Source organism: Candidatus Sericytochromatia bacterium (genome assembly GCA_035285325.1).
Lineage (GTDB): Bacteria > Cyanobacteriota > Sericytochromatia > S15B-MN24 > JAQBPE01 > JAYKJB01.
This window is the reverse complement of record JAYKJB010000058.1, coordinates 1-11,663: the sequence shown is the minus strand read 5'-3', so window position 1 is coordinate 11,663 and position 11,663 is coordinate 1. Positions and strand designations below refer to the sequence as shown.

The window sequence follows — 11,663 nt, the reverse complement described above, 5'->3', positions numbered from 1 at the left end:
GGGCCTCGATGCCCGCGTCGAGGATGCCACCAACAAGGGCCGCATCGACCTGGCCCTGCGGGTGGGCGTTAAGGTCTACCTGTTCGAATTCAAAGTTGTAGAGCAGGTGCCCGAGGGGCGCGCGTTGGCCCAGTTGCAGGCCAAGGGCTACGCCGAGAAATACCGGGAACCGGGCGTCACCATCACCCTGGTCGGCATCGAGTTTAGCCGGGAGCAGCGTAACCTGGTGGGCTTCGAGGTCGCGCCGGGCTGAGCCCGCGCAGTCCTCAAGCCCTGCCGCGCCGCAACTGCCACTGCAGCCAGGCCGAGCCGGCGAACATGAAGGCCGCCACGGCCGCATTCAAGACCGCCCAGCCGAGCCAGAACTGGTGGCGCAGCGTGAAGTAGACCATGAAGCAGGTCATCACGCCGCAGAAGTGTCCCGACCAGGCGATCGCCCGGATTGCCGCACGCGGCATCGAGCGAGGCGGGCGGGCGGCCGGCGTCTCAGCGGGTGGAACGGGAGCGGGCGAGGGCAGTTCGGTCACGGCAACGACATCGCGGGCAGAGGGTCAGAGGCTGGCCCCGCGCGTCAGACGCTGTTCGAGGCAGGTCCTCAGTTGTACCAGGTTTTCCACGTCTTCGCGGTTGTAGGCGAGCAAGCGGTCCAGGGCGGCCTGGTCGCGGTCGCGTTGCCAGAGGTACCAGAGCGCCACCGCGTCCTTGCCGCTGAGGCCTTCGAGTTGCCGGGTGATGCCCAGCTTCTGCTCGACCCCCTTGAGCCCGCCGAACAGGCGCTGGCGGTGGCAGGTCTTCATCAGGTCGACCGAGCGGTAGCGCTGTTTCAGGTCGATGCCCACCTGCTGCTTGATGATCGGCAGGTCGAAGCGATCGCCGTTGTAGGTGTAGACGCAGATTGCCGGGGGCAAAACAGCCTCCAGCGCGGCGGCCGTGATGTCGGGCGCCACCAGCTGCACCGTGCCCGTCGAGGCGTGATGCAGGCCCACCACCGTCAATTCGCCCTGATAGGTGGTCTCGATATCCAGGTACAGGCCCATACGGCGGCGTCTCCCGAGCCGTCGCCTCGTCCGCCGGCCCCTTGCAGGCCGCTCTTGCGGCCCCATGTCATAGCATACCCCGCCAGGCGCCCAGCGCGCTGGGAAGGGGCGCGGCGCAAGGCGAACTCACTCGACCATGAAGATGGCGCGGTAGGCATGTTCCTGGCGGAACCCCAGCTTCTCGTAAAGGCGACGCGCCGGGGTGTTGAAATCGTTGACCAGCAAGCAGAGGGCGTCGGTCTGGGCCAGAACTGCCCGGGCACAGGCCGCCAGGCCCGCGGCGGCATAGCCCTTGCCGCGGTGCTGCGGCGGCGTGTAGACGCCCGTGAGCTGAGCCGCCTGGGGCGTCAGGCTGTTCAGGTTCAGCTGGAAGCGAATCTCACCTGCTTCCTCCAGCACCCAGATGCGCTGCATGCGAATGCGATGCTCGATCAGGCGACGATAGGCCACGGGAAAGTCCCCCATCGGGTCGAGCTGGATTTCCTCGACGCTCATGGCCGCCGCCAGACACGCCACCTCGGTGGCCTCCTGCAGCGTGGCCAGGCGCACGCGCGGATCCGCCTCCCCGACCAGGTCCTCGCGGCGCAAGCTGTAAAGCCACTGCACGCGGTCGAATTGCAACGGACGGTCAGCCTGGCAGAAGACCTCCCAGAAGTGCGTCACCGTCTCCTGGCGACCCATCACGCGCGGCACCAGGGGGATGCGCTGCAGGGCGTACTGGGCCAGGGGGGCGATCGCCCGCGCATCCGGGGCGTAGACGACGATGTCGCCCGAGAAGTACGCCACGCCGAGCCATTCGTCTCCGGCCCGGTACCCCATGAATTCCTGGGAAAGGCGGCCCGGCAAACCGTCCTCCAGCAGACGGTCGAGCAGCATCACGGTGTCGAGGGGTTCCCGTGCCAGGAAGGCCGTGACACTCTCCAGATGCTCCTTGCGCAGCCGAACCAGCTTGCCGGGGCGTTCCGCCTCCCGGGCCAGCGTCGGATCGATCAGTTGTGTCACATCCCGTCTCCTCGCCTCAGGCATCGACCTGTGATAAGGTTAACCCGTCCCGGGCGTGGCGTCATCGCACGAGGGTGCCAGCCTGCGTCGTATGAGGATGGTGCTCGCTTGGTTCGCTCCGCAGCCTCCTGTCGCCTCGAGAAGATCACCTGGCGCGGCTTCGATGCGGTCATGCTCGAAAACGGCATGCTGCGATGCACGGTGGTGCCGGCCCTCGGCGGCAAGATCGCCAGCCTGGTCCACCTGCCGACCATGCGCGAGTGGATGTGGCGCAACCCGGCGCTCGAACCGAAAGTGCCGGATTACGGGGCGTCTTACGTGGCGGCGCACGACCTGGGCGGCTTCGACGAATGTTTTCCCAGCGTGGCGGCGACGCGCTTTCCGGGGGGCCCCTGGGATGGCACCGAGATTCCCGACCACGGGGAGGTCTGGTCGCTGCCCTGGAAAGCCGACACGCACTGCGACGGCTCGCAGATCGAGGTGCGCCTGCACACCCACGGCGTGCGCTTCCCCTACCGCTTCGAGCGCTCGCTGTGGATGGTGGGAGGAGAACCCTCGCTGCGCCTGACCTACAACGTGGTGAACCTGTCGCCCTATCCCTTCCCCTTCATCTGGAGCAGCCACCCGGTCTTCAACATCACGCCCGGTATGAAGGTGATCCTGCCCAGCCGCGAGATGATGGTCTACGGGTCGGCGCAGGACCGCTTCGGACGCCTGGGACGCTCGGTGCCGTGGCCGCTCGTGAACGATGTCGATGGGCGGCAGTGGGACCTGTCGGTCGTGCCGGATACCGCCACCGGGCTGGCGGTCAAGCTCTGGGGCAAGGCGCCGAACCTGGGCTACGTGGCTTTGCAGGACATCTTCCTGGGCTCCGAGCTGCGCATGCAGTTCGACCCGACCGAGGTCACCCACATGGGCCTGTGGTTGAATTTCGGGGGGTGGTCGGGGGTTCCCGGCGTGTCGCCCTACTTCAATCTGGCGATCGAACCGTGCATCGGCGCGCAGGACGACCTGGCGCTGGCCGTGCGGCATTATCGAGAATACGCCATGCTGCCCCCGCAAGGTCGCAAGGCCTGGCAACTCGAATTGAAGCTGTCCTGAACAGATTGCTCGACCGAGAAGCCCCGCTCCAGTGAAGACGCGAGTCATGAACCCACCGCCCCAGCCGGAACCGATCATCGAGACGAGGAAGCCGACCGTGGACGCCCCCCATCCGGAAGTCATGCACAAGCGCGAGGTCCGTCGCGAGGACGACGGTCGTCGCGTGACGTTTTACGAATTCGAAGCCCCTGGCGACGCCGGCGCGCCGCCCCCTGCCGCGCCCGCCGTGGACGCGTGAACGCAAGGAGGATCGCATGAACGTGTTGGTGGTCGGGGGAGCCGGCTATATCGGCTCCGTCACGGTGGAGCGTCTGCGGGCGGCCGGGCTGAGCCCGATCGTCTTCGACAACCTGACCAAGGGGCACCGGGCCGCCGTGCCGCCCGAGGTGCCGTTCTATCAGGGCGATATGGGCGATCGCCAGGCCCTCGACGCGGTCTTCCAGGCCCACGCCATCGACGCGGTCATGCACTTCGCGGCCCTCAGCCTGGTCGGTGAGAGCGTGGAGCATCCGGCCCGCTACTTCCAGAACAACGTGGCCAAGGGCCTGGTGTTGCTGGATGCCATGCGCGACGCCGGTGTGACCAAGCTGGTCTTCTCCTCGACGGCGGCGGTCTACGGGGAGCCGACGCGCTGGCCGATTGAAGAGGACTTCCCCCACGCGCCGACCAACCCCTATGGCGAGAGCAAACTGGCCTTCGAGAAGGCGCTGAAATGGTATGAACGGGCCTATGGGCTGCGTTACGCCGCGCTGCGCTATTTCAATGCCTGTGGCGCCAGCGAGCGGGTGGGCGAGGACCACGACCCCGAGACCCACCTGATCCCGCTGATCCTGCAGGTGGCCCAGGGACGGCGCGAGTTCATCGGGATGTTCGGCGACGACTATCCCACCCCGGACGGCACTTGCGTGCGCGACTACATCCACGTCGAGGACCTGGCCGATGCCCACATCAAGGCGCTCGGGGTGCTCGGCGAGCGCAGCGTGACCTACAACCTCGGCAACGGAACCGGCTTCTCCGTGAAACAGGTGGTCGAAGCGGCCAGGGCCGTGACGGGGCATGCCATCCCGGCGCGCGTGATGCCGCGACGGGCAGGCGACCCGGCCGTGCTGGTGGCCAGCAGCGCGCGGATTCGCGAGGAACTGGGCTGGAACCCGGTGAAGCCGGCGATCGAGACGATCATCGCGGACGCCTGGGCCTGGCATCAGCGACACCCCAACGGCTACGCCAGTCCGGCCGAGGTGCGCTGACCGTGTCTGAACTGCGTTGGAATCCGGTCCTGCGGGAGTGGGTGGTGACGGCCACGCACCGTCAGGACCGCACCTTCTTGCCTCCGCCGGACTACTGCCCGCTCTGTCCGACCAAGGCGGGCGGCTTTCCCACGGAGGTCCCGGCCGAGGACTATCAGTTCGTGGTCTTCGACAACAAGTTCCCCAGCTTTCACGCCGCCCCGCCCGAGCCGGCGGTGGACGGCAGCGAACTGATGCCGGTGCGCCCGGCGCAGGGTGTTTGCGAGGTGGTGCTTTACAGCGCCCGGCACAACGCGACCCTGGCGGAGGCCTCGCAGGACGACCTGGTCCGTCTCACGCGGGTCTGGCGCGATCGCTACGAGGAACTCGGCGCTCGCCCCGAGATCGACTACGTGTTCATCTTCGAGAACAAGGGCACCGCCATCGGCGTCACGCTGCACCATCCGCACGGGCAGATCTACGCCTTCTCGTACCTGCCGCCGCGCCTGGAGCGCTCGGTGGCGAGCGAGGCGGCCCACCACGCCGCCACGGGCCGCTGCCTGCATTGCGACATCCTGGCCGGCGAATGTGCCGACGGGAGGCGCATCGTGGCCGAGAACGAACGTTTCGTGGCGCTGGTGCCCTTCTACGCACGCTATCCCTACGAGGTGCACCTCTATGCCAAGGCGCATCTGCCTTCGCTGAGTGCCTTCTCCGCCGCCGACGACCGGGCCTTCGCCGAGGTGCTGCATGCCGTGCTGCGCAAGTACGACGGCCTGTGGGAGATGTCGATGCCCTACATCATGGTGATGCAGCAGGCGCCGACCGATGGGGTGGAGCGGCCCGGCAGCCACTTCCGGCTGGAGTTCTACCCGCCGCTGCGCACGCGCGAGAAGCTGAAGTACCTGGCCGGCTGCGAGAGCGGGGCCGGCACTTTCATCAACGACACCTTGCCGGAAGAAAAGGCGGCCGAGCTGCGGGCGCTGGCGCCGCAACTGGGGGGGCAGGCATGACGGGCCAGGCGACGCTCCCCCCGCGCGCGCAAGCCGTCGTGGACGCCTTCGTGGCGCGCTACGGCGCCCCGCCCGAGTACCTGGTGCGGGCGCCGGGACGGGTCAACCTGATCGGAGAACACACCGATTACAACGGCGGCTTCGTCTTTCCCGCCGCGATCGACCGGGAGATGATCATCGCCGCCACGCCGAAGGCCGATCGGCTCGACCGCGAGGTGCGGGTCTGGTCGCTGGAGTACGAGGCCGAGGACCGCTTCTCGCTGGACCAGCTGGTGCGCAGCGAGGAACATCCCTGGGTGGACTACATGCGGGGCATGCTGTCGATCTGGCAGGCGTGCGCCTTCAAGGTGCGCGCCTTCGACGCGGTGATCGCCGGCAACGTGCCGCAGGGAGCGGGCCTGAGCTCTTCCGCCGCCTACGAGGTGGCGGTCGGGACCCTGGTCAACGAGATGATGGCGACCGGGGTGGCGCCCAAGCAACTGGCCTTGCTGGCGCAAAAGGCCGAGAACCGCTTCATCGGCGTCCAGTGCGGCATCATGGACCAGTTCATCTCCGCGCTCGGGCGGGCCGACGCGGCCTTGCTGATCGATTGTCGCTCGCTGGCGGCGCGCCCGGTGCCGCTGCGCCTGGCCGAACGGGGGGTGGCGCTGGTGATCACCCACAGCGGCGTGCGCCGCGGCCTGGTGGACAGCGCCTACAACGAGCGCCGGGCGCAGTGCGAGGAAGCGGTCCGCTTGCTGGCCGCGCGGCTGAAACGCGACGACGTGAAGGCGCTGCGCGATGTGAGCCTGGATGACTTCCTTGCCCACGAACGCCACCTGCCGCCCCTGGTGGCGCGGCGGGCGCGCCACGTGATCAGCGAAAACGAGCGCGTACTGGAGGGCGTGGAATGCCTGGGGCGTGGGGACCTGGCCGGCTTCGGCCGCCTGATGATCGCCTCGCATGCCTCCCTGCGCGACGACTTCGAGGTCAGCTGCGAAGGGCTGGACGTGCTGGTGGAACTGACCCAGGCCTTCGCGGGCACGATCGGCGCGCGCATGACCGGGGCCGGCTTCGGGGGCTGCACGGTGGCGCTGCTGCCGGCGGATCGAGTCGACGCCTACCAGGCGGAGGTGCTGAGCGCCTACCATGCGCGCACCGGGCTGACCGCCACCGCTTGGGTCTGCCAGGCGACTGCCGGCGCCAGCGTGCTCGACAGCCCGATGAAGCGGGCGGGCCTGGGCTGACGGCGCGCAGGCTGGGTACAAATCCAGCGTGATCGCCCGGCTGTCCCGCTCGAACCAGCCTTTCCGTCTGGGTGGCCGGCTGCCGCTGCTGCTGGCCGGCTTGCTGCTGGGATGCCAGCCCTCGGCCTGGCTCGGCCGGGAGGCGGGCCCGCCTGGCCTTACCACCCCGGCGAACGCCTGGCTGCGCCTCGACTGGACCGCCCTGCAGGCGGGTCGGCGGTCCCTGCTCGCGTTCGACCTGCAGCCCGCCCGCTACCGGATCAGCCTCCTCGACGCGCAGGGGCAACCCGTGCGGGAAGTGGAACTCGCGCCGGGGCCGAGCCAGGCCGTGCTGGCGGATCTGCCGCTGCTGCCGCGCGTGCTGGTGCGCGTGGTCTCGCTCGATGCCAACCTGGCCCCCCTGCCCAACGGCGTCTGGCGCGGCCTGGGACCGATCGTCGGCGGCGAGAACCGCTTCGCGCTGACCCCCGCCTCGACCGTGGCCGGGGCAATCGTGGAAGAATTGCGCCAGCGCGACCTGGTCGCCAGCACCACCCTGGTCGAATCGCTCGACTTCAGCCAGGTCACCCCGGCCGTGGAGGCCTGGCAGCGGCACTTTCGGGTTTCCCACCCGGGACTGCTCGACGTCTCGGCGATCGCCCAGGCCTGGCACGCCTCCGGCAGCCTGCCGACCGTCCAGCCCGCCTTCCTGCCCACGCCGGCCCGGCTCCTCTTACAGCCCCAGGACTGGCCACCGGGCGCCGAGGCCCGGGTGGCGCTCTCCGACCCCACCTCGCTGGGCCTGACGATCGATGGCGAGGTGCGCGAACTCGGCCCGGTGCCGCCAGGCACCTGGACACTGCAGCTGCTGCCCCTCGGCGCCGACGGGCTGGCCTCCCAGAGCCACACGGTCCACCTCGCGCCGGGCCAGCGCCTCGAGTTGCCGCTGTCCTTCGGCAGCGTCGATGCGGCGCCGTCGCTCCCGGTGCCGCGCGGCGAAGCCGCTTTCGGGGTGGTGTCGCTGCCCGGGGGCAGTGCCGCTCTGGTGCTGGCCGGTGGTCAGGTGCAAGCGCCCCCCAGCGCCACCACGCCGGCCTGGCCGGCCTTCGCCGACGACCTGGCGCTGGTGGGCAGCCCGGCCACCAGCGCCCTGCAACTGCCGGCAGTCAACGGGTTTCACGCCGTGAGCGGGGCCGCCGGGGCGGTCCACGGCGATCGCCTCTACCTCTTCGGCGGCCTCGGGCCCGATTTCGACCCCGTCGGCGGCGTGCGTCGGCTGAGTCTGGCCAGCGGCACGGCCGAGATGCTGCCCTCCCTGCCCGACGGCAAGCGCGCGGAGCTCATGGCGGCGGCCAGCCTCGGTGGGGCCCTCTACGTCACGGGTGGCCGACCGTCCTGGCCCTTCCCCAGCAGCGGCACGACCCACCGCTACGATCCCGTCGCGAACGCCTGGGCCACCACCTCGCTGCCCAGCTTCCCGGCGGCCGGCTATGGCTGTGCCAGTGCCGTCGTGCAGGACACCTGGTACCTGTTCGGCGGACGCAAAAGCGTGCTGAGTGGGTTCTTGAACCTGATGGAACAGGACCTGAGCGACGTGTACGCCTACAACCCGAGCCAGGACAGCCAGTTTCGACAGGTTTCCAGCATGCCCACGGCGCGCTACGGGGCCGCCGCCGCCTCCGTGGGGGGACGGATCTGGGTCGCCGGCGGCCTGGATGGGCGCGGACGCCTCTCGGGCGCGGTGGAGGTGTTCGACCCGGCCAGCGGGACGTGGGAGCGCAAGGCGCCCCTGAGGACCCCGCGCGCCTTCGCCGGCATGGGGCTGGTGGACGGTCGCCTGCTGGTGGCCGGCGGCTTGCTCGGTCGCAGCGAGGAGGGTGCCCTGCCCGTCAGGACGGTGGAGGCGATCGGCCCATGAGCGCCCGCCTCACACCCTGTATCCTGCTTCCTCTGGCCTGTGCCGCCTGCCAGGCCCTGCCGCCTGCCGGCACCGCCGCGACGGGCGGGTCGCCGGGAGTGGCCCCCGCCGCAGGGAATCCCGTGGCCACGGGCAGCGAACTCAAGCCGGCGGCGATCGCCGCCCCCCCAACTCCTGTCAGTCCCTCTGACGCCCCCTCGCCGTGGCTACCGGCCTCGGACACCGTCCCGGCCTCACCGGCGCCCTCCGTCGCCCCGCCCCGTGCGGCCGGTGGCGGTGGCGGAGGCGGGGGCGGAGGAGGCGGCGGGGGCGCACCGCCTCCCCCGAGTTCAGGGACCGCGCGAATCGACCTGAGCTTGCAGCCAGCCGGCTCCCAGAACTGGAGCCTCTGGCCGCCCCTGCGCCGCCCGCGCGCCGGACTGGTGGCGGGCCGCCTGGGCGCGCACCTGGTGGCGGTCGAGGGCACCCCCCGAGGCTCCTACGAGACGCTGGCGCTGAGCGGACCAACGTCCCTTGCCTGGGAGCTGCACGATACCGACGAGGACGAGTCGGGGCTGAGCGTGCCTGGAGCGGGCGTCTATCAGGACCAGCTGTTCACGGCAGGGGGCCTGCTGGTCGGTAGCGTCGGGCGGGTGGCCCGCTACACGGTGGGCGCGGCCCCGACCGTCTTCAATACCGGCGTCTTGCCCGTGCGGGCCCCGGCCAGCTTCAGCAACGGCAACCTGCTGTTCCTGGCGGGAGGCGAGGCGGAGGGGCAGGTGCTTGTTCGGAACCAGTTCCTGAACATGGACACCCGGGCCCTGCAGAACGCGTCGAACCTGCCTCACGGGGTGGCAGGTTCCGCCGGCGCGCGGGTGGGCTCACGCGGGTGGGTGATTGGCGGCTATTCCTTCTCGACAGACGGGAGCCTTCAGGCCCAGACCCGGGTCATGGTGTTCGACCTCCAGCTGAACAGCTGGCGCAGCAGCGATGACGGCCTCCCCGGAGCCCCGCCAGCCTTGCCGGTGGCCCGCCACTCCGGCGCCGCAGCCGTCTGGGAGGGCAAGATCTACCTGATGGGGGGCCAGGACGGCAACGGCACGCTCCAGGAGAACGTCCTGTGCCTCGACCCGGCCCTGCCGAACCCCAGCTGGCAGGTGGTGAGCCGTATGCCGACGCCACGCGCCTTGCTGACGCTGGTGGCGGACGAGGGGCGCCTGTTCGCCATCGGTGGGCACGGAGAGGCGCGCTTGCCGCTCACGACGGTCGAGGTCTACCGACCATGAGACGGCGCCGCGGCATTTCCCCCCTCCTGCGGCCCCTCCGGGGACAGCGTTCATGGCTGGTCCTCACCGTGGGCCTCCTGCTGGGCTGTCGTCTGCCGACAGTCCAGCACCCGACCGTGCCGAGGCCTGAACGCCACAGCGGCGCCACCGAGGCACGTGCCGTGAGAACCGCTGTCCATCCCGCACCTGCCGGACAGGCCGCCTCCTCGCCGCTCACGCGCCAGCCCTCGGCCGCGCCGTCCGCTCCCCCCTCCCAGGCGGCCTGGCAATCCACCCGTCCCGCGCCCGACCCGCTGTCGTCGCTCAACGGCCCTCACCTGGGCACGCTAGATCCGACCGCGCCTCCCGCGCGGATCGCAAGCGCTGGGAAGACCCAACCCGACACAAGCGCCTACCTGCTGCGCGTGGCGGATACAGTTGGGCTAGAGCGCCTGCTGCGCAGCCCGGCCTTCCGCGACAGCCGCCTGACGACCCGCGTGGCCTGGGGCGAAGGATGGCTGGTGCGGGTCGAGCCGCCCGAAAGCGGGGATACGGCCGCCTGGCGACAACGCGTCAACGCCGTACCCGAGGTGCGCGGGCTGGTGCGAGAGGGCCGGATGCGAAAGTTCACGGAGCCGGACCTGCCGCGGCAGTGGGCCCACGCAACGGCCAGCGCCAACACCCGCGAAGCCTGGACCCTGGTGTCGCCGGCGAGTCAGGCCAGCATCGTCGTCGCGGTGCTGGACTCGGGCCTGGACGTGACCCACCCGGAATTCGCGGGGCGAGTCGTCACGCCCTTCAATGCGCTGGACGGGGCCTCGCCGACCAGCAACGTCACGGATGAGTCGGATGGCCACGGCACGCACGTGACAGGCATCGTCGGCGCCGATGGTCAGAACGCGCAGGGTGGCGCCGGGGTGGCGTGGGGGGTGCGAATCCTGCCGATCAAGGTGCTGGGACCGGATGGCGGTACCGACACGGAGATTCTACGCGGTTTCATGCACGCCGTGAACTGGCGCCCCAGCCCAGATGACGGGTCGCGGGTGCGGGTGATCAACATGAGCCTGGGAAAGTCGAGTGCCGACGTCAGCGCCCTTTATACCGAGGCGACGGCGATCGCCCGTGCGGCGGGCATCCTTGTGGTGGCCTCCAGCGGCAACGACGCCGCTCCCTTTGTGGCCTCACCGGCCAACAGTTCCGGGGTGCTGGCGGTCGGCAGTGCCTTTCACCACGCGACCTGGGAGGGCGTGAGCGCCTTTTCGAACGGAGGCGCACGACTGGACCTGGTGGCCCCGGGCGAGGAGATCTACGCGACGCTGCCCGGAGGGGCCTACGGATACCTCAGCGGCACCTCGATGGCCTCGCCCTACGTGGCCGGGGTGGCCGCCCTGGTGACGGCCCGCTATGACCCGCAGCACGCCAGAGCCAATGGCGCCTTCGTGGACCTGTTGCGGCAACGCCTGCTGCGGGCGGTCACGGACCTGGGCCTGCCCGGACGGGATGACCTGGCCGGGGAGGGGCGGCTGGACGCGGGTCGGGCGGTCAGGCCCGCCACCATCGAAGCGTCGCCCTGAAGGACTGCGGACATGCGGTTTGGACCACAACACCCGCCCATCGACACCCGGATCGAGCCGAGTAACAGCGACCAGTGTCTGATGCGCATGCACCTCATCGCACGGATGACATCACGCCTTCCCGTCCCAAAGCTGACGCGCCGCGCGGGCGGGCAGCACGGCTTGGTCGACGCACCATCACTGTCAGCAACCCTTGCTTCATGGGTATATCTGGTCTATGCGTCCTGAGAGGTTCGAGAACAAGCGCCGCGCCCCCTGGCTCAGCCTGATGCTGGCGGGTTCGTTCGTGGCAGCTGGTGTCGCTGCCTGCGTGCCAGCTGGACCTCAGGCGCGGCTTTTCACT

Annotated in this window: 12 protein-coding genes; 9 read left to right on the top strand and 3 right to left on the bottom strand. The window is 69.8% G+C overall.

All coding sequences use genetic code 11. The features are described 5' to 3' along the window. The coding region (locus tag VKP62_07485; GenBank protein ID MEB3197032.1) for a PD-(D/E)XK nuclease domain-containing protein at positions 1-253 on the top strand (253 nt) is incomplete at its 5' end. Positions 254-266: 13 nt separating this feature from the next. Here the strand turns inward: VKP62_07485 and VKP62_07480 are convergent. The 3 genes from VKP62_07480 to VKP62_07470 all read right to left on the bottom strand — a co-directional run bounded on the left by VKP62_07480 (position 267) and on the right by VKP62_07470 (position 2,039). Then, entirely contained in the window at positions 267-527 is a 261-nt protein-coding gene (locus VKP62_07480) for a hypothetical protein (GenBank protein ID MEB3197031.1), read from the bottom strand. Positions 528-551: 24 nt separating this feature from the next. Further along, positions 552-1,037 (bottom strand): ribonuclease H-like domain-containing protein, encoded by a 486-nt coding sequence (locus VKP62_07475; GenBank protein MEB3197030.1) that lies wholly within the window; start codon positions 1,035-1,037, stop codon positions 552-554. Positions 1,038-1,163: 126 nt separating this feature from the next. Next, positions 1,164-2,039: a GNAT family N-acetyltransferase gene (locus VKP62_07470; GenBank protein MEB3197029.1), complete on the bottom strand. Its 876-nt coding sequence runs from the start codon at positions 2,037-2,039 to the stop codon at positions 1,164-1,166. A gap of 108 nt (positions 2,040-2,147) precedes the next feature. On the opposite strand from VKP62_07470, the gene VKP62_07465 reads away from it, so the two are divergent. From VKP62_07465 to VKP62_07430, 8 genes are all read left to right on the top strand, one after another. Continuing rightward, positions 2,148-3,140 (top strand): hypothetical protein, encoded by a 993-nt coding sequence (locus VKP62_07465; protein MEB3197028.1) that lies wholly within the window; start codon positions 2,148-2,150, stop codon positions 3,138-3,140. A gap of 46 nt (positions 3,141-3,186) precedes the next feature. Next, positions 3,187-3,378, top strand: coding sequence for a hypothetical protein (locus VKP62_07460; protein MEB3197027.1), 192 nt, complete (start codon positions 3,187-3,189; stop codon positions 3,376-3,378). 16 nt (positions 3,379-3,394) lie between these two features. Further along, complete coding sequence (galE, locus tag VKP62_07455) at positions 3,395-4,387, top strand: UDP-glucose 4-epimerase GalE (GenBank protein MEB3197026.1); 993 nt, start codon at positions 3,395-3,397, stop codon at positions 4,385-4,387. Positions 4,388-4,389: 2 nt separating this feature from the next. Continuing rightward, the gene (gene galT / locus VKP62_07450; GenBank protein MEB3197025.1) at positions 4,390-5,379 is read left to right on the top strand and encodes a galactose-1-phosphate uridylyltransferase; all 990 of its coding nucleotides are present in this window, start codon (positions 4,390-4,392) and stop codon (positions 5,377-5,379) included. After that, positions 5,376-6,605 (top strand): galactokinase, encoded by a 1,230-nt coding sequence (galK, locus tag VKP62_07445; protein ID MEB3197024.1) that lies wholly within the window; start codon positions 5,376-5,378, stop codon positions 6,603-6,605. Before galT ends, galK begins: the two co-directional genes overlap by 4 nt. A 28-nt stretch (positions 6,606-6,633) precedes the next feature. Continuing rightward, on the top strand, positions 6,634-8,502 hold the full coding sequence (locus VKP62_07440; protein MEB3197023.1) for a kelch repeat-containing protein: 1,869 nt from the start codon (positions 6,634-6,636) through the stop codon (positions 8,500-8,502). Further along, the gene (locus tag VKP62_07435; protein MEB3197022.1) at positions 8,499-9,767 is read left to right on the top strand and encodes a hypothetical protein; all 1,269 of its coding nucleotides are present in this window, start codon (positions 8,499-8,501) and stop codon (positions 9,765-9,767) included. The genes VKP62_07440 and VKP62_07435 overlap by 4 nt, the downstream gene beginning before the upstream one ends. 161 nt (positions 9,768-9,928) lie before the next feature. Next, positions 9,929-11,320, top strand: coding sequence for a S8 family serine peptidase (locus VKP62_07430; GenBank protein MEB3197021.1), 1,392 nt, complete (start codon positions 9,929-9,931; stop codon positions 11,318-11,320). The last annotated feature ends 343 nt before the right edge of the window (positions 11,321-11,663 follow it).